The 22018-nt window shown below is 37.1% G+C and carries 25 protein-coding genes; 14 read left to right on the forward strand and 11 right to left on the reverse strand.

The annotated features are described in order from the left end of the window. Positions 1–42: 42 nt before the first annotated feature. The 4 genes from BM327_RS05380 to BM327_RS05395 all read right to left on the reverse strand — a co-directional run bounded on the left by BM327_RS05380 (position 43) and on the right by BM327_RS05395 (position 2110). Entirely contained in the window at positions 43–195 is a 153-nt protein-coding gene (locus BM327_RS05380) for a DUF4295 domain-containing protein (RefSeq protein ID WP_090247270.1), read from the reverse strand. Between the two features lie 7 nt (positions 196–202). Further along, positions 203–385: a 50S ribosomal protein L33 gene (gene rpmG, locus BM327_RS05385; RefSeq protein WP_090247273.1), complete on the reverse strand. Its 183-nt coding sequence runs from the start codon at positions 383–385 to the stop codon at positions 203–205. 39 nt (positions 386–424) lie between these two features. Continuing rightward, complete coding sequence (gene rpmB, locus BM327_RS05390) at positions 425–661, reverse strand: 50S ribosomal protein L28 (protein ID WP_090247276.1); 237 nt, start codon at positions 659–661, stop codon at positions 425–427. A 204-nt stretch (positions 662–865) separates the two neighbouring features. Next, on the reverse strand, positions 866–2110 hold the full coding sequence (locus BM327_RS05395) for a competence/damage-inducible protein A (protein ID WP_090247279.1): 1245 nt from the start codon (positions 2108–2110) through the stop codon (positions 866–868). Positions 2111–2173: 63 nt separating this feature from the next. Here BM327_RS05395 and BM327_RS05400 point away from each other — a divergent pair, with 63 nt between their 5' ends. Further along, the gene (locus tag BM327_RS05400) at positions 2174–2923 is read left to right on the forward strand and encodes a DUF4197 domain-containing protein (protein WP_090247282.1); all 750 of its coding nucleotides are present in this window, start codon (positions 2174–2176) and stop codon (positions 2921–2923) included. Between the two features lie 81 nt (positions 2924–3004). On the opposite strand, the gene BM327_RS05405 is transcribed toward BM327_RS05400, so the two are convergent. Then, positions 3005–4087, reverse strand: a complete 1083-nt coding sequence (locus tag BM327_RS05405; protein WP_090247285.1) for a chorismate mutase — start codon at positions 4085–4087, stop codon at positions 3005–3007. A 190-nt stretch (positions 4088–4277) separates the two neighbouring features. On the opposite strand from BM327_RS05405, the gene BM327_RS05410 reads away from it, so the two are divergent. Further along, the gene (locus BM327_RS05410) at positions 4278–5156 is read left to right on the forward strand and encodes a bifunctional 5,10-methylenetetrahydrofolate dehydrogenase/5,10-methenyltetrahydrofolate cyclohydrolase (protein WP_090247288.1); all 879 of its coding nucleotides are present in this window, start codon (positions 4278–4280) and stop codon (positions 5154–5156) included. Between the two features lie 116 nt (positions 5157–5272). Here the strand turns inward: BM327_RS05410 and BM327_RS05415 are convergent, their stop codons facing one another. Then, entirely contained in the window at positions 5273–6172 is a 900-nt protein-coding gene (locus BM327_RS05415; RefSeq protein WP_090247290.1) for a DUF2911 domain-containing protein, read from the reverse strand. 88 nt (positions 6173–6260) lie between these two features. Between BM327_RS05415 and BM327_RS05420 the strand changes: the two genes are divergently transcribed. From BM327_RS05420 to BM327_RS05440, 5 genes are all read left to right on the forward strand, one after another. Continuing rightward, complete coding sequence (locus tag BM327_RS05420) at positions 6261–7637, forward strand: choice-of-anchor Q domain-containing protein (RefSeq protein ID WP_090247293.1); 1377 nt, start codon at positions 6261–6263, stop codon at positions 7635–7637. 6 nt (positions 7638–7643) lie between these two features. After that, on the forward strand, positions 7644–8159 hold the full coding sequence (locus BM327_RS05425; RefSeq protein WP_090247295.1) for a DUF1905 domain-containing protein: 516 nt from the start codon (positions 7644–7646) through the stop codon (positions 8157–8159). Between the two features lie 150 nt (positions 8160–8309). Then, entirely contained in the window at positions 8310–8693 is a 384-nt protein-coding gene (locus BM327_RS05430; RefSeq protein ID WP_090247297.1) for a DUF1801 domain-containing protein, read from the forward strand. A 413-nt stretch (positions 8694–9106) separates the two neighbouring features. Further along, positions 9107–9601 carry a hypothetical protein gene (locus BM327_RS05435; RefSeq protein WP_090247300.1) on the forward strand — a complete coding sequence of 165 codons (495 nt, stop codon included), beginning with the start codon at positions 9107–9109 and terminating at the stop codon, positions 9599–9601. Position 9602: 1 nt separating this feature from the next. Next, a complete protein-coding gene (locus tag BM327_RS05440; protein ID WP_139230267.1) occupies positions 9603–10121 on the forward strand; it encodes a hypothetical protein in 519 nt (172 codons plus the stop codon). Between the two features lie 51 nt (positions 10122–10172). Here BM327_RS05440 and BM327_RS05445 read toward each other — a convergent pair whose 3' ends face one another. The 3 genes from BM327_RS05445 to BM327_RS05455 form a co-directional block, all read right to left on the reverse strand. Further along, positions 10173–11978 carry a T9SS type B sorting domain-containing protein gene (locus BM327_RS05445; RefSeq protein ID WP_090247306.1) on the reverse strand — a complete coding sequence of 602 codons (1806 nt, stop codon included), beginning with the start codon at positions 11976–11978 and terminating at the stop codon, positions 10173–10175. An 83-nt stretch (positions 11979–12061) separates the two neighbouring features. Beyond that, positions 12062–12538 (reverse strand): PaaI family thioesterase, encoded by a 477-nt coding sequence (locus BM327_RS05450; protein ID WP_090247307.1) that lies wholly within the window; start codon positions 12536–12538, stop codon positions 12062–12064. Then, positions 12525–13493, reverse strand: coding sequence for an NAD(P)H-dependent flavin oxidoreductase (locus tag BM327_RS05455; RefSeq protein WP_090247308.1), 969 nt, complete (start codon positions 13491–13493; stop codon positions 12525–12527). Before BM327_RS05455 ends, BM327_RS05450 begins: the two co-directional genes overlap by 14 nt. A gap of 90 nt (positions 13494–13583) precedes the next feature. Here BM327_RS05455 and BM327_RS05460 point away from each other — a divergent pair, with 90 nt between their 5' ends. From BM327_RS05460 to BM327_RS05470, 3 genes are all read left to right on the forward strand, one after another. Then, positions 13584–14168 (forward strand): type 1 glutamine amidotransferase, encoded by a 585-nt coding sequence (locus BM327_RS05460; RefSeq protein ID WP_090247309.1) that lies wholly within the window; start codon positions 13584–13586, stop codon positions 14166–14168. A gap of 71 nt (positions 14169–14239) precedes the next feature. Further along, positions 14240–15475 carry a nucleoside recognition domain-containing protein gene (locus BM327_RS05465; RefSeq protein WP_090247310.1) on the forward strand — a complete coding sequence of 412 codons (1236 nt, stop codon included), beginning with the start codon at positions 14240–14242 and terminating at the stop codon, positions 15473–15475. Next, positions 15476–16453, forward strand: coding sequence for a hypothetical protein (locus tag BM327_RS05470; RefSeq protein WP_090247311.1), 978 nt, complete (start codon positions 15476–15478; stop codon positions 16451–16453). Here BM327_RS05470 and BM327_RS05475 read toward each other — a convergent pair. Together BM327_RS05475 and BM327_RS05480 are read right to left on the reverse strand one after the other, a co-directional pair. Next, positions 16414–17526, reverse strand: a complete 1113-nt coding sequence (locus BM327_RS05475; RefSeq protein WP_090247312.1) for a DEAD/DEAH box helicase — start codon at positions 17524–17526, stop codon at positions 16414–16416. The two genes, BM327_RS05470 and BM327_RS05475, sit on opposite strands and share 40 nt — an antisense overlap. 85 nt (positions 17527–17611) lie before the next feature. Further along, positions 17612–18223, reverse strand: coding sequence for a transposase (locus BM327_RS05480; RefSeq protein WP_139230268.1), 612 nt, complete (start codon positions 18221–18223; stop codon positions 17612–17614). 529 nt (positions 18224–18752) lie between these two features. Here BM327_RS05480 and BM327_RS15840 point away from each other — a divergent pair. From BM327_RS15840 to BM327_RS05500, 4 genes are all read left to right on the forward strand, one after another. Next, positions 18753–19898 (forward strand): bifunctional GNAT family N-acetyltransferase/class I SAM-dependent methyltransferase, encoded by a 1146-nt coding sequence (locus BM327_RS15840; RefSeq protein WP_170853677.1) that lies wholly within the window; start codon positions 18753–18755, stop codon positions 19896–19898. A 98-nt stretch (positions 19899–19996) separates the two neighbouring features. Next, the gene (locus tag BM327_RS05490; RefSeq protein ID WP_090247314.1) at positions 19997–20446 is read left to right on the forward strand and encodes a hypothetical protein; all 450 of its coding nucleotides are present in this window, start codon (positions 19997–19999) and stop codon (positions 20444–20446) included. A gap of 197 nt (positions 20447–20643) precedes the next feature. After that, a complete protein-coding gene (locus BM327_RS05495) occupies positions 20644–21525 on the forward strand; it encodes a tyrosine-protein phosphatase (protein WP_090247315.1) in 882 nt (293 codons plus the stop codon). 242 nt (positions 21526–21767) lie between these two features. Then, on the forward strand, positions 21768–21968 hold the full coding sequence (locus BM327_RS05500; protein WP_090247316.1) for a helix-turn-helix transcriptional regulator: 201 nt from the start codon (positions 21768–21770) through the stop codon (positions 21966–21968). Positions 21969–22018 lie beyond the last annotated feature (50 nt).

Below are 22018 nucleotides of genomic sequence, written 5' to 3' on the forward strand. Positions count from 1 at the left end.
CAATGATGAAAAGCTTATACTATTTTCGAGCTTGTCTAAACATTAGTTCTTATCGAACCAATCTTTAATTCTATCGTTGTGTACAACTTCCTCTTTAAATGTGTAAGAACCTTTTTCAGTCTTCACCATTTTAATCACTTTAGTGTGCTCTTTACCACCACCAGTTTGAAGAGATGCTACTGTTTTCTTTGCCATGGTTCAATTATTTAATTTCTTTATGAATTGTGTACTTCTTCAAGATAGGGTTAAATTTCTTAATCTCTAATCTCTCAGGAGTATTCTTTCTATTCTTAGTTGAGATGTAACGTGAAGTTCCTGGCATTCCAGAATCTTTATGCTCTGTACACTCAAGAATCACTTGAACTCTATTTCCTTTTTTTGCCATCTTTATAATCTTTATAGCCGTTTCTCAACGGGAATGGTTCTACTTTAAAAATCCTTTTTCTCTTGCTTCTTTGATACAAGCAGAAATTCCTTTCTTATTAATATTTCTTAATGCAGAAGTACTAATACGAAGTGTAATGTATTTATCCTCATCTTGAAGATAAAATTTCTTCGTTATTAAATTCGGGTAAAATTTACGTTTTGTTCTACGCTTAGAGTGAGATACATTATTACCCACCATTACTTTTTTTCCCGTTAACTGACAAACTCGTGACATAACTATCGTTGTTTTTCTAATTCTAAAAGCGGGTGCAAAGAAAGTGATAATTTCCTAAACATCACAATTCCTCCACCATTTTTTTTCTTGTGGCGCAAAGATAGTATATCTTTTTAAGATAAAAACCTTTTTGCTAGAAATAATTGTCCTTTTTACTTAACAATTCATCGTTGATTTCCACAAAACTAATTTTACTCTCCTTTTTTATGCATGTTCTGCTAATACTTTTACTCTTAAAGTATTCAACGCATGCTGTACGGTTATTTGGATGTTGCGACTCCTGTTACTTCCTAAGTGAAGACAACGTGTTTGGGTACCTTGCTCACTGGCAATGGCCATCCAAACGGTACCTACAGGTTTCTCCTCCGTGCCTCCATCTGGACCTGCAATACCAGAAATAGCAATCGCGTAATCGGTATCCAAAACCTTTCTTCCACCTTCAGCCATTTCAATAACTGTTTGTTCACTCACGGCACCATGTTTCACCAAGGTTTCTTTTTGAACACCTACCATTTTTTGCTTCAGTGCATCTGTATAGGTTACCAAACTCCCCAGATAATAAGCAGAAGACCCTGCAATGGAAACAAACTTTGCACTCAACTCTCCACCCGTACAACTTTCAATGGCCCCAACGGTTATACCTTTATCTTTTAAAAGATTCCCAACGGCTTCCTCGAGCATCACATCGTCTCTACCAAAAACATGAACGGGTAAACGTTCCTCTAACTCCTGAAACAAATCTTCTATACGCGTGGCATCTTCTTCTCCTCGAGGTGAAGTCAACCTTAATTTAACCGTACTTAAATTAGGTAGGTAAGCCAAACCAAATCCTTCTGCTCTTACCTTATCTTCCCAGTCTGCTATTTGTTCAGCTAGGAAAGACTCCCCTATTCCTTGGGTCATTAATGTTCTGTGATAAATTGCAGAGATATTTAAGCGCTTTTGCAAACGCGGCATCACCTCCTCTGTCATCAATCCTTTCATCTCGTAGGGCACACCAGGCATAGAGACTAAAATACTATTGTATTTCTCGAACCACATTCCTGAAGCTGTACCCTGTTTATTAGGAAGAACCGTACAGGCCTCTGGCATGGCTGCCTGTTGCACATTCACCTCCAACATCGGTCGGTTACGCTGTGCAAAAAAGGCTTCAATTCTTTCGAGTACTTCTTGGTTTATCTTTAAAGGCGTATCGAAATACTCACAAAGCGTGTGCTTGGTTATGTCATCTTTGGTTGGACCAAGTCCACCTGTCATTAATACTAACTCACTGCGCTGCATGGCAGCATCAACTGCGGCAATAATTTCATCTTTGGTATCTGAAATAGAAGTGGTTCTAAATATGGAAATTCCATTAGAACTTAATAATTGTCCCATCCACGCAGAATTTGTATCTACGGTTTGACCAATTAATATTTCATCTCCTATTGTGATTATTTCTGCTCGCATCTATGGTATCTTTTTTGAATTGACCCTAAAAATATTTCGTATGTTTGACAAAAACCTATTTATATGAAAAAAAATATTGCAAAGGTTGCCTTATTGTCATTAACACTAGGACTAAGCAGCTGTGATATACTTGAAGAAGTAGCACAAACTGCGATAGATGTATCTGAAAGTGGAGCAACAACTAAACTAACAAATGCAGAAGTTATTTCTGGTTTAAAAGAAGCCTTAACTGTTGGTATTTCCAACTCGGTAAGCTTAACCTCTGTAACAGATGGTTTTTTAGGAAATGCTGAAATCAAATTACCCTGGCCAGAGAGTGCTTTGGCCATGAAAGAAAAAGCGATTGACTTAGGACTGGATGCACAGGTAAATAAGATCGTTGAAACTTTAAACCGTGCAGCAGAAGATGCAAGCGCAGAGGCAAAACCAATTTTCATCAATGCTATAAAGAATATGAGTATAGCCGATGGATTTGCCATTCTTAAAGGAGGTGAAGGTGCAGCTACGAATTTCTTAAGAGAAAACACAACGAGTCAATTAGTAGAAGCTTTCTCTCCAAAAGTTCAAAACTCTATAGACGAGGTTCAACTTACTCAATATTGGGAACCAGTTGCAACCAAGTACAATCAGATTATGAAGTTTACAGGAGGTGAGCAAATTACAACAGACCTAAATGCTTACGTTACTGAAAAGGCCATAGATGGATTATTCATTATGGTTGAAAAAGAGGAAAACAAAATTAGACAAGACCCAGCAGCACGTGTTACAGATATTTTAAAAAGAGTATTTGGAAGTGTTGAAGCTCAACAATAATATATACCTATTATAAATAGAAAGACCGACGTTAAAATTTTAGCGTCGGTCTTTTTTATTCCTAAGTAAATTTAATGTTCTTTAATCACCCAAATTAGGATTCATCACTTTGGTTTGATGACGAATAGATTCCTGATGTAAAGCATCCATAAATTCTCTTACAAAAGCTTCACTCAAGTTTAGATCTGTAGCCTTGCTCAATCGAGTGGCAATCATCTTTTTCCAATGCTCTTGTTGTAAAATAGTAATATCGTTGTCTCTTTTAAAAACACCTATTTCCTCAGAGATGAGCATACGCGCAGTAAGGAGTTCAAATATTTTATCATCCAAGCCACTTATTTTATCGCGCATTAAGAGCATTTTGTTTTGCGCATCCTCTGAAATCAATTCTCTTCTCAGGGTTAATTGACTCAACATTTCACGCAAAGCGGTAGGCGTAACTTGTTGTCTGGCATCCGACCATGCTTTTTCTGGATTGGGATGCGTCTCTATGATCAATCCTTCAAAATTCAAATCCATAGCCTTTTGTGCAATGGGCAACAAATTTTCTCTTTTGCCAGAAATATGACTCGGATCACAAATGATGGGTAAATCAGGTCTTTCTTCTTTCAAGGCTATAGGGATCTCCCAGTTGGGTTGATTTCTATAGCGCGGATTGTTGTATACGGAAAATCCTCTATGAATACCCGCTAAATCTGTCAACCCTGCCTTTTCCAAACGTTCAAAAGCACCTATCCATAAATTCAAATCTGGATTGATAGGGTTTTTCACCATAACAGGGATGCCCGAACCTTTTAAGGCGTCTGCTATTTCTTGCACTGCAAAAGGGTTCACGGTAGTTCTTGCACCTATCCAAGCAATGTCAACCCCAGCTTTTAAGATAAGTTCTACATGCTTAGCGTTGGCCACCTCTGTGGTTGAAAGTAATCCGTTATTCTTTGCAGCTTCTACCAACCAGGGCAAACCAATTTGTCCCACCCCTTCAAAGCTATCAGGGCGTGTACGCGGTTTCCAAATACCGGCTCTTAAAACTTGGGCATGGGTATTTAGAGCAATATCCCTGGCTACCATTTCCATTTGCTCTGCCGATTCAGCACTGCAGGGGCCCGCCACTAAAAAAGGTCTATCCGACCTTTGAATTTTTTGGATTAATTTTTCTTCCATAGAATAGCTCCAAATTTAGGAAAAAGCGGGATGTTAGAGAGGGTAAATACACAAATAAAAAAGAGAAAGTAGCACTTAAGACAAGCGACTATCTTCCCTCTAGCTGGAAGATTTTTTAAAAGTGTAGCAATCTCCCCCAAAAGCTCGGTCAGGTAAAAAAAAGCGTTTATCTTTGCAAAAAAATAAAGGAATGCAGATCATAAACGGAAAAGAAACAGCCTTAGAAATCAGAAAAGAATTGGCCCAAGCAGTTGCATCACGCAAGGCGGCAGGTAAGAAAATCCCTCACTTAGCAGCAATTTTAGTTGGAAATGACGGTGGGTCTATGACTTACGTAGGAGCTAAAGTAAAAGCGTGTGAAGAAATTGGTTTCGAAAGTACGTTGATTCGTTTTGAAGATAGCATTACAGAGGAGGAATTATTAAATAAGGTAAACGAATTGAATTTAGATCAAGAAATTGATGGATTCATTGTTCAATTACCCCTTCCTGCACACATCGACGAGAAAAAAATTACTTTGGCAATAGACCCTAAGAAAGACGTTGATGGATTCCACCCAGAAAATTTGGGTAACATGGTATTGGACTTACCAGGTTTCTTACCAGCAACTCCAGCAGGTATCATTGAATTACTGAGAAGATACAACATCGAGACTTCTGGTAAAAACTGTGTTGTTGTTGGTAGAAGTCACATTGTAGGTATGCCCGTAAGCATCATGTTAGGTAGAAACACGAACCCAGGAAACTGTACGGTAACTTTAGCACACTCTAGAACTCAAAACTTAGAGGAGTTATGTGCCAATGCAGACATTTTGATTGCAGCTATAGGAAAACCTTTATTCATTAAAGAGAACATGGTAAAAGAAGGTGCTGTTGTAATCGACGTGGGAACAACGCGTGTACCGGATGCTTCTAAAAAATCTGGATTTAGATTAAGAGGTGATGTTGATTACGATAACGTAGCTGAAAAATGTTCTTTCATTACTCCCGTACCAGGAGGTGTTGGTCCGATGACCATTGCATCCTTGATGATGAACACCTTGAGAGCCATGGAATTGAACGGAAAGTAATATAATCAAGTATTCTATCAAAAAAAGGACTATTAGTTAATAGTCCTTTTTTGTACCCAACAACTAAAAAAGGCCACCCGAAGGCAGCCTTTTCCTATCTTTTAAAAGTACGTTTATTACTTCACTTCTTTCAATAAAGCATCTACAACTGGAGTATTTCTCTCGTAACTGTAGTAAGATCCGTCACCATTATCTGCTTGCACTTTCGCAATCATTTTCTTTGCGTTCTCTTTATCTCCATTTGCAGCGTAAGCACGCGCTAAAGTAAAGTTCACATATCCTTTGTAGTACCCTAATTTCGCTTTTGCTTCATCGCTTAGTGCTTCCATCATAGAAACACTTGTCATTGCATACTCCAAAGCCTCATTTAACTTGTAGTTTTGGTTCAATAAGAAATCTGCAGACTGTGCATAAGCCGCCCACTTATCTCCTTCTGGAGTAGCTTTCATGATAGCAGCAAATTTATCGTCGAACTGCTCTGTTAATTTAACAGACATAGGTACATTGATTTGTGTAGTACCCCAAACTATTTCTAAAGTTCCCTTACCATCTGCTAATTCGTGGAAACGAATGTCCAAAGCTTCAACTTCTTCCTTAACTGAACCTACTTTTACTGTTGTTTCCAACACATTCAATTCTTTGTCGTATGCATAAGCTCCCCACTGGTCGGCATTTTTATTCAACATCAATTTCCAATCTCCAGATTCTTCAGGAATTAAGAACAATGCATATTTACCTGCATCTACTCTGTTTCCTCCAACGTAGAAAGAAGTGTTCATTTCAATACTTGTAGCATTATCTGCCCCAACACGCCAAATTTTTCCATAAGGAACCAATTCACCGAACAACTTTCTACCTTTTTTCTTAGGAGAACCGTAGTTCACTTCAATCTTTCCTAAACCGAAAGTTGAGCTTTCTGTTTTTCTAGCTGATTTCTTCACGCTCAATCCATCTTGGAATTGTGCAAATGTTAAAGAGCTGATCAAGGCCATGCTCAATACTAATAATTTCTTCATTACTTAGATTTTAAAGTTTCAATTGCGGTCAGTTTCAATATTTGAAATATTTTAGCTTCCGCAACGTTTACGCATTAAAAATAATCTTTTGAAACATTACATATATATCATCTTAGCTTTTCTTTCTTTGAATGTAGCTTTCTTTACAAGTTGTAAGAAAAAAGACATTTTAAGTTCGGGTGGAATAAATTTTACTACAGAAACTTTACTTTTTGATACCATCTTCACAACCGTGGGGTCTACCACCTTAAACTTTAGAATTCACAACACTGAAAATCGTCCGGTAAAAATCGATGAAATCTTACTGATGGGCGAAAGCAATTCTAACTTCAGAATTAATGTAGACGGAATTAGCGGAGATATGCATAAGGATGTTATCATACCTGCAAAAGACAGCATTTACACCTTTGTTGAGGTTACCTTAGACCCCAACAACGGAACAAACCCCTTGGTGATAGAAGATTCTATTCGCTTTTTGGTTAATGGAAAATACAGTTATGTATTATTGGCAGCCTGGGGACAAGATGCGTATTTCTACAATAGAGACACCATTTCGGGTATACTTCCCAACGACAAGCCCCATGTGGTTTACAGCTCGGTGCGTGTTGTAGACGGACAAGACCTTACCATCCCAGCAGGAACAGATTTTTACCTGCACAAGAATGCTATCTTTTATGTAAGTGAAAGTGCGTTAAACATCAATGGAACAGTGGACGAACCGGTTACTTTTCAAGGTGATAGATTAGAAGATTTTTACGATGACGTTGCTGGTCAGTACTATGGTTTATACTTTGATCATGCCAAAACCTCGACCATTAACCATGCGATCATAAAGAACGGTATTGCTGGTATTCATATTTATGAAACCCATCCCACAAACTCAGATTACACGGTAAAACTGTACAATTCGGAAATTTCTAATCATGCCAGCTACGGTTTATTTAATTTTGACGGAGGAACTATTTATGGTGAGAACCTTTCCGTTCATAGTAATGGTACATACGCTTATTTCTCTTTAAAAGGAGGTGAATTCTATTTCAAACAATCTAATTTCTTATCCTATGGTGGAAATGCCAGCGTGGCAGCAGCATTTAGAAATCATTATGAGAATGTTGGAGCGCACATAAATGGGAAAATGTACAACTGTATCTTGGATGCTACGGGCGATAACGCTATAGGATTTGATACCTTGAATGATAACCTAAACTCTTTCATTTTTGATTTTGAATTTGATTATTGTGCCTTAAAAGCCAAGGATGAAATTGATGACGACCCGCGCGTGAGCAACATACTTTGGAATCTTTTCCCCGGTTTTGAAAACCAAGCAGAAAAAGACTTTCATTTAACCGCTGGGAGTCCGTTCATTGATGCAGGAAGCACAAGCTTTACCCACAGCACAGGTTTGGATATAGAGGAAACACCGCGTACTGGGGTGCCCGATTTAGGTGCCTATGAATTTCAATAAGTGTAGATGAATCAAGGAAAAACACTCACAACGCATTTGCGAAGGTTTGATGGAAAACTTTGGAGTTACGTACTTCCTTTTGCTCAGGAAGCGGTACAAAATTTCATCACTGACGATAGAAGAATACTGCTCTACTTCAACGATAAAGATTATATACACTGCGCCTTAATGCCTGATGGCCTCGGTGATTACTTTGTGAACATCAACAAAGAGGTGCGTAGGCAATTTGATTTGGAGGAAGATATTGCCATTCAAGTAACACTTACCAAAGATGACTCTAAATACGGCATGCCCCTACCCCAAGAATTGGAAGAATTATGGAAGAATGATGTTGTTTTCTATGATTATTTTCATGCCTTAACGCCAGGTAAACAGCGAAATTTATTACACCTGGTCAACAAAATAAAGAGTGCTGATAAGAGACAAGAAAAAGCGATAGTGATATACCAATACCTAATTGAAGCCAAGGGTAAACTTGATTTTAAAGAATTGCACGCGGCATTTAAGCGAGGGGTTTTGTAGGGGATATAGATTTGAAATTGGAAATTGGAGATTTGAGATTGGAAATTTTGGTGATTATACGCTTGTTTGCCCAAAGCCTATTCGCCACCCTTTTCTGGGCACTAGTTGTAACAAATCAATAGAGGTGTTACCTTCGCAAGAAACAAAAGCATGAGTATAGAAGAATACATTAGCAGCCTTAATGTTCAGGACCAAAAGATTTGTCAGAAGCTAACTAATTTGATTAACGAACATTTACCCGCTACGGAGCAAAAAATATGGCATGCACATCCTGTTTGGTTTATTGATGGAAACCCTATAGTTGGTTTCAGTAAGCTTAAAATGGGAATAAGACTATTATTTTGGAGTGGTCAAAGTTTTGAAAACACACCGCTGATCGCTCAAGGAAAATTTAAAGCTGCAGAACTTACCTTTACCCATGTACAACAAATTGACGAGTCTCGTTTAATCCATTGTTTACAACAAGCAAAGGATATACAATGGGACTATAAAAACATTGTAAAACGCAAAGGGGAATTGGTGCGCTTGAAGTAAAATTTCATCCCCAAAAATTACATTGGGCAAACAAGCGTATAATTACCATAAAATTTGAAATTGCCGATTTGAAATTGGTCCTTCGACAATAAATCAGGAACCTTAATTGAAGATTGAAAATTTAAACCGCTACATCTCCTATAAAAACATCCCCATTTGTACAACCCACCCCGGATAGGAATGGCAGCTCCCCTACAACTCGTTTTTTAGTAAGCATTGCCCTATCATTACGACCTAAAGAAGTAATGGTAGGGCAAATTGCGACTTAAACTAGCTGATGGGGACTACAATGGATAGCCGGAAATGGTGGCCGAATCAAGAAAATTTAAAATATTCTTCCAAAGCTCGCGTTCAACACATGTAACGATTACCTTGTTGTTCGTTATCTGAAATAACAACCACAATTACTGCTCATGAAAACAATTTTAGTACTACTCCTAGGATTGATTACCATCAACCTTTCTGCCCAAGACACCATACGTATATCAAAGAAAGATAGTAGTGATTTAATTTCTGACAACTTATACGCTACAGCGCTTGAAAAACACCTTGAATTCCGAAAAGTGCATTACAAGTACGACGAGGTAATTTATGTACAACAAGATGATTTAACTACCTATGGACTTCCTGACAGTTTGGCTGGAAAAAGAATTGTTTTGCTTTCGGAAACAGAATTGTTGAAAGTCTTAAAAAAGAAAGAAAAATTAGAGCTTATCGTATTCGACCATATTACTGTTGGTGCTAAAGAAGTATTTCTACGGGTAGCAATTACAAAATGTCTTGCTCGAAAAAAGGGCATTTTTAATACCGACTATTCCTTCGTAACCACAATGAAAAATAGCTCATTTGTTTATTTCACTTTGCGTGATTCTAAATACATATTTGAACGCATACAAAGAGGAGACTAGCATGAAACCTTACCACTACATCCTTCTACTCTTATTATTTTCGGGGTCTTTGATGGGACAAACCGGGGGAATTCGCATTAAAATATCGAAAAAACCAGAGGTAGATACTACTACTATTTATACGCAATGTTTAGAGAAATACGTCGATTACCACTACGCTAAACTTAGTCTAGAAAACAAACTCTATTTGCTCGGTGATAGCACTAAATACAATTTACCCAGTTCCATACGAGGCATAAAAATACTTTACCTGGATGCCTTTGAATTCCAATATATCTTAAAGAACAAACGCACACTAGAATATATAAAAATCAGTACTTCTTGGAGTAAAGCCCATCAAAACTACACACTTATGCGGCGCGTAATACGTATAGAAACTTTTGAGGGGAAATATAGACTTCGACTACAAAAACATAAACGCTATCGTACCAAGTTTAAAAAGCATTATGCTGCGTGGTTTTATTGCAAGTATTATACAGCAGAGGAAAGGTTTAACTTAATTTTTTATAAGCTCAATTAAAAAGCCCCAGCTAAGAAACCGGGGCCTTTATAATGAGTTATTTTATTCATTCTAATTTCTAACAAGCTGAACAAATCCTTGTCCCTCCAGCTCCACTCCATCCAAACCTTTTCCTTTATAGATGTAGAAATAAGTACCTTCAGAAGCCTCTTTTCCATTTACTTTTCCATCCCATTTAAAATCTGGACTTGTTGAAGCAAACACTTGTTCTCCCCATCTATTAAAGATGATCAGTTCAAAATTCTCTGGATCCATATTCACCACCTCAAAGAAAAACTCATCATTTTGATTATCTCCATTGGGGGTAAAAACATTGGCTACCTCAACATTTGCACCTGGTAATTCCACTTGGATTTCAAAAACCAAGGTTTGATAAGCTGTATCGGTGCACGCGCCATCACCTGCAACAAGCATTACTTCATAAGTTCCTTCCTGGTAGACTTGATCTGCAGGAGTTTCATCAGTGCCTGTTACACCATTTCCTAAGTCCCATTGGAAAGAGTTAGTATTCTGACTATTGTTGGTGAAAGACACAGTTTGTGGTGCAAATCCTGTACTTGGAGTAGCTGTAAAATCTGCTATTGGTGCATTATTAATATCCACGTAAGCAGAATCATAACGCGTACATCCATCAAAACTCACCTCTAAGTAGTACCAACCCGTACCCAAGTTTCCAAAAACAGAGGCATTGATAAAGTTACTTGTATTCTGACCTGGACCATACCATAAAAATGAAGTATTCAAATTATTCGGGTTATCCAACATCACACCTACATATCCGTCTGTAGCTTCACAGTTTGTGTTTTGTACGAAAGTTGAATCTATATCCCAGTTCATTTCTGTAATATCAACATTAGCCACATCGCTTACAGTACAACCTAAATTAGAAGTTGCTGTTACTGTGTAAGCTCCATCTGCATTCGGGGTAATGTCAGCCGTGGTCTCTGAAGTGTTCCATTCAAATTGAGCATTCGGATCATTAGAAGTTGCCGTGAGTTGTTCGGGTTCATTTTCACAGAAATTTAAGTCGGGACCAGCGTTTACACTAATCTGATCTTCTGCAATGACAATAGTATCCAAAGAATAACAAACCTCACCAAAGAAAATATCATCTATCGCAAAATCATTACCTGAAGCTGCTGTACTGTGATTTTTAATTTCCAATTGAGCAGTTGTTGCTGAACCAGAATTCCATAAACTTCCAATTTCTCCCCAATTACAAGCAGTTGAAGTAACATTGGTGTCTCCAATTGGCACGTTGTTAATGTATAATTGTAAATAGGAAACGGCTGGGTTATTCACTACGTTCGTTGCCCAAAAGGAGAACAAGTACCCTGTATTCGGGGTAACATTTACCGTTTGACGCCAAACTGTAGTATTTGGTGTCCAAGATCCATTGGCAACCAACATGTTCCCTGAACCTGATGTATGATCTCCGCAGGTAACAAAATTAGAGTGTGTTAAACTTGGGTTGGTAGAGATAGCGTATTGTCCTCCATTGGATAACAATCCCCAAGTTCCTCCTTGACCAGGAATATAATCTGATGTAAATGAATTGGCAGTATTTGTATTTCCTCCTTCAAAATCTCCAAATTGAACAAGGTTGGTATTTCCATAATTACCTGCCATTAAAGTATAGGTTCCTGCTTGACTCACCCATAAGGAATCATTATCATTGATAACGCTCCATTGGTAAAAGTCATAACCTTGTGGTCCTGATAAAACAATGGTATCGTAGCTACAAATGGTTGTATCTACTCCAAGATCGACTTCATCTACCCCTTGACACTGCGCCAAAGAATTAGTGTTGACGCCAATTAATAAAGTAAGAATGAGAAGTGAAAGTAATTTGTTCATTGGGTATTTTAATTGTTAAATTGTTTCTTTTCAAACGCAATAATTCACGTTCAAGTTGCATAGTTTAACAATCAAAAATAAACTTATTTCACCTTAACCGAAAGCTCCAAAAGAAAACTAGCCACAATTGTCCCACTTTTGTCTTTGGCAAAAATCTCCACTTTTTCGTTCTGACGCTCACCCAAATCTTTGGCTTTCATCACCAAGTCCTTAATCTTATCCCCTTCGGTACAATGAAAAGTCACATCTGTCTCTGCCCTTTTATGAAACTGTGCTTCAAAGGATTTAAAGGCAAACGAAATCTTGAGTCCGTATCTTTCCGCAAAATAAAACGCTAAAATTCCACCCGAAACATCTGCCCCTACGCTCAAAGCTCCGAAATACATAGAACCTAAGTGATTCCTGGTTCTTCTCCTCAAATGTATACCAATTGTAACCTCTTTTTCTGAGATAGAAACTAATTTTGGTCGACAAAAAGCCAATAAGGGAATTTTAAAAATGCCCAACATCCACAACATGCGTTGCATTTTCGCTTTGGAGATTTCTTTAACCGGCTGCATGGAACTCTTCTTTTAAACGATTTACGATACCAGCAACGGGTTCAACTTTATGAACGTGTTCTATACTTGGTCCGGCACACCAAACTGTTTTGTAGGTTGCACTAAAAGCCGCACTTCTTAATTTCTTCATTCCCTTATAAAAGGTAAAGGCTTTGAACCATTTTTTCAATTTCTTGTTCTTGTTTAAAATGCGCTCTAACCAATTTTGCTGCGTTCCAATTTTCTCAACGTAAGGAGTATTAATTACGGTACAAGGAGTTCCGGATAGTTTGGTTGTCATTACTATATCTTTTGCACCATAATCTACTATAGCCTGTTTGTATTCATCAGAAACGCCGGCTTCATTCGAGGCTATAAAAATGGACCCCATAGAAAAACCATCTGCACCGAGCTCAAGTATTTCTTTCATTTGTTCTCCCGTTGCCACACCACCAGCTGAAATAACGGGTATAGAACAATTCTCTTTTAGCAGCGGAATCAATTCTTTATAAGATAAGTTTCCAGCATGTCCACCCGCCTCTTTGTTCACAGCGATGAGTGCATCTGCTCCCAAACTTTCCACTTTCTTGGCGTATTTAACATCTGTAACATCACAAAACACTTTAATTCCATGTTGGTGTGCCTTTTTAATCGTTTCTTCGGGTGAACCTAAACTGGTAATGATATAATCTACCCCCACTTCACACAAAACATCCAGCTGTTCTTTGTACAAGAAATTACTTTTATTCACAATAAGGTTAATACCTACAGGACCGTTTACGGTTGCCTTCATCTCTTCCAAAGCCTTGCGCAGTTCGTCTACCGTTCGAAAATTTAATGCTGGAATCGCACCAGTTATTCCACTATCAGCCGCTGCCTTCAGCATGGCAATATTAGAGACTAAAAACATAGGAGCCATAATGATAGGCATTTCTATGTTTAACATTTGAGCAAGTTTTATTTTTGAAAGATCCATAGTAGATTTTTTATGCGTACACAATACCAAACTCTAAATTAAAAAAGTATTCTTAACTTTCCTTCATTGGTTAAAATATTCTGTAAGCTAATGATTTTAATTGTAAACTGCGGGTCTAACAAAGTACCATATTTAGAAGATATAGTAAATGATCATATGGACTTCACTACTGTCTCCATGTACGACGTGGCAAAAACCGACTTGAGTAGCTATAAAGGTGTGATTATTTCAGGAGCACCCATACTTATTTCTCAGGTAAACCCAGATCCCTATTTAGAAGCTTTTAGTTTTATTAAGGAAATTGAGATACCCGTTTTGGGTATTTGTTTTGGACATCAAATCCTAGGGATGGTCTTTGACGCATTTCCTGCATTAGAAAAGGAAGACAGAGATTGGCAAACCATTAGTTTTTATGAAGATAGTCCATTGCTAACCTCCATACCTAAGGAAGTTTTAATGATGGAGGACCACACAGAGAACATCAGTATTCCTCCAGGCTTTATGCTCTTAGGAGGATCGGACCAATGTGTGAATGAAGCCATGCAACACAGACAAAGGCCACTTTATGGTGTACAATTTCATCCAGAAGTTTCAGGAAATATGGGAGCGCGATTGATAGAAAACTTTGTGAACATTTGTAGAAATCATGCTCCAGCAAAAGACGAAGAAGAATAGTTCATCCCTTACTGTTTATAACTCTTAGAGCTCTTTGTATATAACCGGGAAATAATTAGCAATTTTAATCCATGCTTTTAAATAGACTTTGGATAGGAATGTTCTTGGTTTCCTTGGTAGTAGGGATTTTCAAACTCCTTTTTTTAGGAGAAACTTTGATCTTTAAGGAAATTGTAGACTCTTTATTTGACACTGCCAAATTAGGATTTGAAATCGCCCTTTATTTAACGGGGGCCTTGTGCCTTTGGTTAGGTATAATGGAGATCGGAGAAAAGGCCGGCGCCATTCGTATTTTATCGCGATGGGTTGCTCCTTTGTTTAATCATCTTTTTCCTGAACTTCCTAAAAATCATCCAGCCTTTGGTTCAATGATGATGAATTTCAGTGCCAACATGTTGGGCTTAGACAATGCTGCTACTCCCCTTGGTTTAAAAGCTATGAATGAATTACAAGCTTTGAACCCTCAAAAGGACACCGCTTCTAATGCTCAAATTATGTTCCTGGTACTCAACACATCAGGTTTAACTATAATTCCAGTTTCTATTTTAGCTTATCGAAGTCAGTTTGGTTCTGCTAATGTTGCAGAAGTATTTTTGCCCATATTATTTGCCACTTACTTTGCTTCTTTGGTAGGGTTAATCGCTGTTTCTATCAAACAAAAAATCAACTTATTTAAGCCTGTAGTTCTGGCGTATCTGGGAAGTATTACTGCTTTTATCTTAGGTCTTTTGTGGTTACTCATACAATTCCCAGACTTGGTTGACCCTGTTTCAAACATAGGTGGAAACCTTCTACTTTTCGGTATCATCATAGGTTTTATTGTATTGGCCATGCGCGCTAAAATAAATGTATACGAAACTTTTATAGATGGAGCCAAAGGAGGATTTAAGGTTGCCATAGGTATAGTTCCTTACTTGGTTGCTATTTTGGTTGCCGTAGGTGTTTTCAAAGCTTCCGGGGCCATGGAATTACTCTTTGACGGTTTAAAAGCATTACTAATATATGCAGGAGTACAAACAACCAACTTTATAGAAGCCTTACCCGTTGCCTTTATGAAGCCTTTTTCTGGAGGAGCTGCAAGAGGGTTAATGTTGGAAGTTTTTGACACCCACGGAGTAGACTCCTTCTTGGGAAAAATGGCCGCTACCTTCCAAGGATCGACAGAAACTACTTTCTATGTGTTGGCCGTTTATTTCGGTTCTGTTGGAATTAAGAAAACACGATACGCTGCAGGACTAGGGCTTCTTGCCGATTTAGCAGGAATTATCGCCGCTATAGTGATTAGTTATATCTTTTATGTGGACTAAATGAAAAAATATCTGCCTTTCCTAAATCAATATATAGGCACTACTCTTTCCATTCTCTATGCACTTGTCATGAGGTTGGCCGCAGAAGTGGGTTGGGTAACTATTAATGGTTGGACTTATCTATACATCATTCCTTTTATAATTGGAATAATACCTTTTTGCTTTAAAGGAAGCGTGGTCAGAAAATCCATATTTAAAGCTATAACTAGTCCTTTATTTTCCGTTTTTATCTTTCTTGTTATTTGCGTAAAACTTCGATTAGAAGATCTAATTTGCTTGGTGATTATAGGAGCTCCTTATATCGCCATCTCCATTATAATAAGTCTGCTACTTTATAACTTTTTGGAATATCGTAAGGATGATACCCTTAATAAATTCTACTTACTATTAATGATACTTCCTTTTGGCACTGGCGAGTTAGAAGATCATATTAATTCAAATACTACAAAGCACCAAATTAGTAACTCTGTTGACATAAACTGTCCCACAAATTTTGTTTTCAAACATCTTAAACGTGTTCCTCCTTTAGATTTATCCATTATCGAAAACAATTACTTCAATGTTCCTCTCCCAACTCATAGTACTTATGATTCCATACTGAACGTAAGAAAAGGGTACTTTAATAACGGAGTTATATTGCATGAACGTGTAGATAGTGTAGTTCCTAACCAGTTTGTTAGATTTAGTATAGACATTGACCAATCCGAGTTAAGTAACTCCCCCACCCTAAAACATGGCTTATCTAGTGGACTGATAAAATTTCAGGCAATTACATATCGCCTAAACACCACAGAAAACGGAAATTGTCAACTCGAACTTTCGGCAAGCTTCACATTAAACACAAAACTCCAAAACTATGCACAGTTTTGGAGTTCAAAAATTATTGGTCGATTCGAGGAAAACCTTTTGATTTCGCTCAAATCTACTTTAGAGAAAAGTTATTTTACTTCAATGAATGAAATTCCTAAAGCACGCTGATAATAGCGTATCTGTTTCATTTCTTTCCCGTTAGCTATAACGAATGAGAGTCCACTTTTTCCACCTCTTGCCGTTCTACCACTTCGGTGTGTGTAATACTCGTCCTTGTCCGGTAATTCGTAATGTACCACAAAAGATAGGTTTTGTACGTCAATTCCACGTGCAGCCAAATCGGTTGCAACGATATATTTCAAGGTTTTATTTTGAAAAGCACGCATCACTTTGTCCCTTTCCTTTTGAGTCAAATCTCCATTAATCGCTTCCGTCTCGTGGTTCTTCGCTTTTAACTGCTTGGCCAATTTGGTTGATGCCTTTTTAGTTCTACAGAAAATTACTCCTCTGTTCTTCTTTTGACTATCTAAGAAATCAAGCAATACATCCAACTTCTCTTCATCCAACACTTGTATATACTGGTGTTGAATTTTTTCGTTGACAATTTTCTTTTTATTCAAATGAACACCTTTAGCTATAGGCGAAAGGTATTTACGTGCAATTTCCACAATTCCATGGGGCATAGTTGCCGAGAACAACCATTTGTTTTGCGCATTTGGAATGGATGAAAGTATCTTCTCCAAATCTTTCTGGAAGCCCATGCTCAACATCTCATCCGCTTCATCAAGCACAACTGTTTTAACATTTTCTAGACTAATAACTCCTCTTTGCATTAAATCTAATAAACGTCCAGGTGTTGCCACAATAACATGGGTAGGACGCTGTAACCTACCTATCTGAATTTCTATTCGCTCACCTCCGTAAACACATTCGGTAAAAACCTTTTCGGTATACTTGGTAAATTTAAAGAACTGCTTGGCAATTTGCTGACCTAACTCACGTGTAGGTGAAAGAACTAGTGCTTGAACTACTTTTCTATCAGGATTTATTTTAGTTAACAAAGGAACTCCAAAAGCCAAAGTCTTCCCTGTCCCCGTTTGTGCCTGACCAATGAAGTCAGTATTCTCATCTAAAAGAATAGGTAGGGTTTTCTCTTGAATTTCTGTAGGATCAACGATACCTAATTCCTTAAAACTTTTGATAAACTCTTTACTTACTCCGAGTTGTTTGAAACTTGCCATGGTGTGAATGTTATAGGGTGCAAAGTAAGTTAAAATGTGGGGGGAAAACTAGAGAAAATATCCCTCAATTAAAAAATAGAGTTGCTTATCCGCTTGTTTGCCCGTTGAGCAAGCTCATCTTTGTTAAAAAGATCTCAATTTTTGATTTTATTTCCTTCCTATAATTGTACTTAAAATTGTATTCATCCATTGCCTTCTGGATATGCAACAAACTAATATGATGGTAGGTTCCTTTTACTATTCTTGTAAAATTTCCAACAACATTTTTACACCAGTTGTATTTCATAACCTTGGCTCTTATCCACCTTTTTTCGGCTTCAGCATTAAACATAGGTCTACCGTAATTACTGAACAAAATCTTCAACATTTTGTAGTCTTTCTTTTTAGAGTGGACAATAGAATCAGCTAAATTCCAGCTATAGCAATCAATTTCGAGCTTTATCCTATCAAATTTTTCACCTTCAGATTTACCATAATAAACCTCGCACATGCTCAAAGGATTTGATTTTGAATGAAGATCAAACTCCATCAAATCATTGTATTCAAAAAATTCTTTGCCTATGATATCCCCCATTTCTATCCGTATCTTTTGAACCATATAATAAACGGTTTCATAGCGCTTCAAACTAGACTGTCTGTGTATTTCACAAATCGATGGTGACTTTTTAAAATCACAAGTCAAATAGAGTATTTCCATCCAATTTTTAAAAGACACATGACTATCCCTCATAAACGTCACGCTTTTTAGAGATATTTTCTTTCGACAATTACAACACCTCCAGCCTTTGTTTTTATAACTCCATATCAGCTCATCACTTGAGCATTTAGAACAACAAAGTCCTTTATTTTCAACACTTTTCTTTAGGTAGTTGACGCATGACTTTTCATTGGAAAATGTCCTATAGAATTCTGATAATTTCATCGTAGGTTGATTTGATTTCTAATAAGTTACGAAATACCAATAATTAATACAAATGGGCAAACAAGCGTATAATCAGCTAAAATTCTGTGCTTTTTATTTTTTTAGCTCCCCACCAAGCCCCACCTTGGTGCCGCGTCATCCACTTTATAAATTTCACCAAAGGCAATTTCAACTACATCCAAATTGTGCTTCTACAGTCGCAAATTTGTATCAAGTTTCTCTAGCCTTTGGCTTCAATTTATGCCGTTGCTACCGCTGGTAGTTTCCTTTATTTTAACTAACATTGAATCTTAAATCCGCAGAAATGAAGGTCATCAAAGCTACCGGGCAACATTTAAAAGATATCATGGAAATCATTGGTCATGCCCAAGCTTATTTGGCCGGACTAAACATTGATCAGTGGCAAAATGGATATCCGAATGAAGACAGGATATTACAAGATATTGCCCTGAACGCATCTTATTTGTTACTCGATGAAAATGAAAAAATAATGGCTACTGCCATGTTCACTACTGACCCTGAACCAACCTATGCATCCATTCTCGGTGAGTGGATAACACCTCAAAATGCCAAATATGGAGTAATTCACCGTATGGCAGTACACAATGACTATAGAAAAACGGGAGCTGCTCGTAAGCTGTTCGATTACTTTGAAAATCAGCTAACTAATCTTAACATTGCCTCCATGCGCATAGATACGCACGAAGACAATTTAGGCATGCAGAAACTTTTGAAACTGAACAACTATCATTACTGTGGCATTATACATTTAGATGATGGTGCAAAAAGATTGGCTTTCGAAAAAATTATTGTTTCTAACGAAGACCTAAAAAGAGATACCTTAAAAACTTGGGATGGTTTAGCTGCAGCCTATGCTGACAAATTTATGCACCTCGATATCTATGACGATAGTTATAAAAGCTTCTGTTCTCTTCTTCCTGAAAATGCAAAAGTCCTTGAGCTCGGTGCTGGGCCCGGTAACGTTTCTAAGAAAATACTAGAACTTCGACCGGATTTGGACTTACATGTTACGGACTCCTCCATCAACATGATTGAAAAAGCGAAAGAATTTATTCCTGAAGTTAGAACCACCCTTCTCGATCTTTACACGCTAAATAGCCATAATGAAAAATACGACGCTATACTCTGCGCATTTGTTCTACCCTATATCTCTTCTTCAAAATTAAAGGAGGTTATTGAAAATATTACAAGGCTTCTAAATCCAAAAGGCGTCCTATATGTGAGTTTTGTGCCTGCAACAGGGTCTAAAATCAAGCTGCACGGTGATCATGAAAAAGGACGAATGTTATTTCATTATCACGACCGTAAGGAATTAGTTGATATCTTGAATAAACTACATTTCACGATCAAAACCAATCTTTCCATTAACTATGATCTTCCGGAAGGAAATTCAGAGATTCATGAGGTATTAATTTCGGAATTGTCCTAATTCTATAGGACATTTTACCTAAGAATTTACGGGCATTGATTTTTATCAATGTTACCTGGTTTTTATGCCGTAGCTTTAAACTAAACATTTTTTATAGCATGAAAGCCTTCACCTTCGTATTCGTATTAGTTGTTGTAATTACAGGATGTAAACCTCAAATAATTCAACCAAATTTTGGAGATAACCACTACAAAGTAAATTACAACCTACATGATATTTCTACAGTTAAATCAGGGGCTTACAAGTATGGGGAAAACTACGATTACAACGTAAACTTATGTAAAGATTTAACCTCTAAAGGAATGATGGTTAAAGATGTAAAAGTTAGTAGTCACGGAAAAGGAACGGATAACAAATTGAGCATCTTATTTGACGTAAACGAAGATTTTTCTCAAGAAATACTAGCAATTGTTTCCAATAGCAACAGTATAGAAAAAGGTAGAACGAAAACACGAACTGAGATTACAACAAAGGAAACACACTACATAGATTTCATTTTTGATACATCCATCAACCTAGATAGAAATGACTTTATTGTATTAAAATAATGATTATAAACTCTTTCTAGACCTTTAATAAAACGAGCTGACCCAAAAGAGGAGAGTGAATCAATCAAGCGAGTTTCAAACCTCTTTTTATTATGTTAACATAGCAAACAATCTTTTAACACATCCTTTAGAAACCCATAAATACTTTTCAACAACCTTGTTATTTCTTTGCTTCGAAATTAATTATTTAAAAAAAGATGAAAATTTTAACAGGGACACAGTTTGGAATTTTGGCATTTTCGGCCTTAACATTATTCTCATGTAAAAAAGAAGAAGTAACTCCTACAACAGACACAGATACTTACCAGAGTTATGAAAAGCATGTAGAATTAGAAGGTGAAGACAACATGCGCGATATGGGTGGTTACACAGGAGAAAACGGAAAACGCGTATTATTTAGAAAATTATTCCGTTCTGGAGAACTTTCTGGTCTAACAGAAAACGACAAACAAATCATGCTCGACTTAGGTATTGAGCAAGTAATTGATTTAAGAACAAATACTGAGATTAATGAGCACCCAGATAACTTACCTACTGGTGTAAACTCCTTCCATTTACCGTTAATCGATGAGGCACCTGGAAGTGGTTCAGGAACTGGTGGAAGTTACGAAGACTTTATTCAAGCCGTTATTAGCGGACAAGTAGATGCTACTGAAGTTATGATTAACTCTGCTTACAACACAATAGATTCCATTAAAATTGCGAACTGGACAACGATTTTCAATCATTTAGAAGACAACAAAGTAACCCTTTGGCATTGTACAGCTGGTAAAGACAGAGCTGGAATGACGGCAGCCTTAGTTCTCTCATCTTTAGGTGTGGATAGAGCAACTATCATCGAAGACTTCTTGGCTTCTAATGATTTCTTGGCAGATTATATCGAAGGAACCGTTGCATATATGAATGCTGAATACGGAAACAATGCAGGTGAAGCTATGCGCCCTGTATTAGGTGTTGAAATTGAATACATAGAAGCTTTCTTTACAGCTATTGAAACGAATTATGGTTCTGTAGAAAATTTTTTAAATGTCTTAGATGTTGATATCGCTAAAATGCAAGCTAACTTCTTAGAAAAATAGATTTTCCCTCATCAATAGTTTAAGCGTGATTCTTTTTGAACCGCGCTTTTTTTTATTTATACACCAACCTTCTAAAACTATGAAATTCAACACAAAAACTCTCTGATCAAAACCACAACTGAATGAGTTGTCTAAAAAAAAGTTAAAACATCTTACTTATAGTTGTCAGCAAATGAACTCATGTTTACTATGCTTTTCTTCTACTTAATAAACAAGTACTTTCTACGTAAAAAGAGTTAGGTATGAAAAACACCATAAAAGTAGAACGTGCAAAAAAGGACATGACCCAGCAAAATTTGGCAGATGAAGTTGGTGTTTCTCGACAAACCATCAATTCGTTGGAAAAAGGCAGGTATGTTCCTTCAACAATTCTAGCACTTAAAATTTCCGAGGTTTTCAATACACCGGTTAATGAAATTTTTCAATTGGACGAAAATGATTAATCGTCTAAGAGGATAAAACTTTAAAAGCATACATCTTTTTTGTATGTTTT

This window comes from Lishizhenia tianjinensis (assembly GCF_900116425.1).
GTDB lineage: Bacteria > Bacteroidota > Bacteroidia > Flavobacteriales_D > Crocinitomicaceae > Lishizhenia > Lishizhenia tianjinensis.

Excerpts from the sequence above, each read along its gene's own strand:
- BM327_RS05480 (WP_139230268.1), bottom strand. The coding sequence starts at position 18,223 with ATGGAAATACTCTATTTGACTTGTGATTTTAAAAAGTCACCATCGATT.
- BM327_RS05435 (WP_090247300.1), top strand. The coding sequence starts at position 9,107 with ATGAAAACAATTTTAGTACTACTCCTAGGATTGATTACCATCAACCTT.
- BM327_RS05380 (WP_090247270.1), bottom strand. The coding sequence starts at position 195 with ATGGCAAAGAAAACAGTAGCATCTCTTCAAACTGGTGGTGGTAAAGAG.
- BM327_RS05450 (WP_090247307.1), bottom strand. The coding sequence starts at position 12,538 with ATGCAGCCGGTTAAAGAAATCTCCAAAGCGAAAATGCAACGCATGTTG.
- BM327_RS05460 (WP_090247309.1), top strand. The coding sequence starts at position 13,584 with ATGATTTTAATTGTAAACTGCGGGTCTAACAAAGTACCATATTTAGAA.
- rpmG (WP_090247273.1), bottom strand. The coding sequence starts at position 385 with ATGGCAAAAAAAGGAAATAGAGTTCAAGTGATTCTTGAGTGTACAGAG.
- BM327_RS05405 (WP_090247285.1), bottom strand. The coding sequence starts at position 4,087 with ATGGAAGAAAAATTAATCCAAAAAATTCAAAGGTCGGATAGACCTTTT.
- BM327_RS05475 (WP_090247312.1), bottom strand. The coding sequence starts at position 17,526 with ATGGCAAGTTTCAAACAACTCGGAGTAAGTAAAGAGTTTATCAAAAGT.
- BM327_RS05395 (WP_090247279.1), bottom strand. The coding sequence starts at position 2,110 with ATGCGAGCAGAAATAATCACAATAGGAGATGAAATATTAATTGGTCAA.
- BM327_RS05440 (WP_139230267.1), top strand. The coding sequence starts at position 9,603 with ATGAAACCTTACCACTACATCCTTCTACTCTTATTATTTTCGGGGTCT.
- BM327_RS05425 (WP_090247295.1), top strand. The coding sequence starts at position 7,644 with ATGAATCAAGGAAAAACACTCACAACGCATTTGCGAAGGTTTGATGGA.
- BM327_RS05410 (WP_090247288.1), top strand. The coding sequence starts at position 4,278 with ATGCAGATCATAAACGGAAAAGAAACAGCCTTAGAAATCAGAAAAGAA.
- BM327_RS15840 (WP_170853677.1), top strand. The coding sequence starts at position 18,753 with ATGAAGGTCATCAAAGCTACCGGGCAACATTTAAAAGATATCATGGAA.
- BM327_RS05400 (WP_090247282.1), top strand. The coding sequence starts at position 2,174 with ATGAAAAAAAATATTGCAAAGGTTGCCTTATTGTCATTAACACTAGGA.
- BM327_RS05415 (WP_090247290.1), bottom strand. The coding sequence starts at position 6,172 with ATGAAGAAATTATTAGTATTGAGCATGGCCTTGATCAGCTCTTTAACA.
- BM327_RS05445 (WP_090247306.1), bottom strand. The coding sequence starts at position 11,978 with ATGAACAAATTACTTTCACTTCTCATTCTTACTTTATTAATTGGCGTC.
- BM327_RS05455 (WP_090247308.1), bottom strand. The coding sequence starts at position 13,493 with ATGGATCTTTCAAAAATAAAACTTGCTCAAATGTTAAACATAGAAATG.
- BM327_RS05430 (WP_090247297.1), top strand. The coding sequence starts at position 8,310 with ATGAGTATAGAAGAATACATTAGCAGCCTTAATGTTCAGGACCAAAAG.
- BM327_RS05490 (WP_090247314.1), top strand. The coding sequence starts at position 19,997 with ATGAAAGCCTTCACCTTCGTATTCGTATTAGTTGTTGTAATTACAGGA.
- BM327_RS05470 (WP_090247311.1), top strand. The coding sequence starts at position 15,476 with ATGAAAAAATATCTGCCTTTCCTAAATCAATATATAGGCACTACTCTT.
- rpmB (WP_090247276.1), bottom strand. The coding sequence starts at position 661 with ATGTCACGAGTTTGTCAGTTAACGGGAAAAAAAGTAATGGTGGGTAAT.
- BM327_RS05495 (WP_090247315.1), top strand. The coding sequence starts at position 20,644 with ATGAAAATTTTAACAGGGACACAGTTTGGAATTTTGGCATTTTCGGCC.
- BM327_RS05500 (WP_090247316.1), top strand. The coding sequence starts at position 21,768 with ATGAAAAACACCATAAAAGTAGAACGTGCAAAAAAGGACATGACCCAG.
- BM327_RS05465 (WP_090247310.1), top strand. The coding sequence starts at position 14,240 with ATGCTTTTAAATAGACTTTGGATAGGAATGTTCTTGGTTTCCTTGGTA.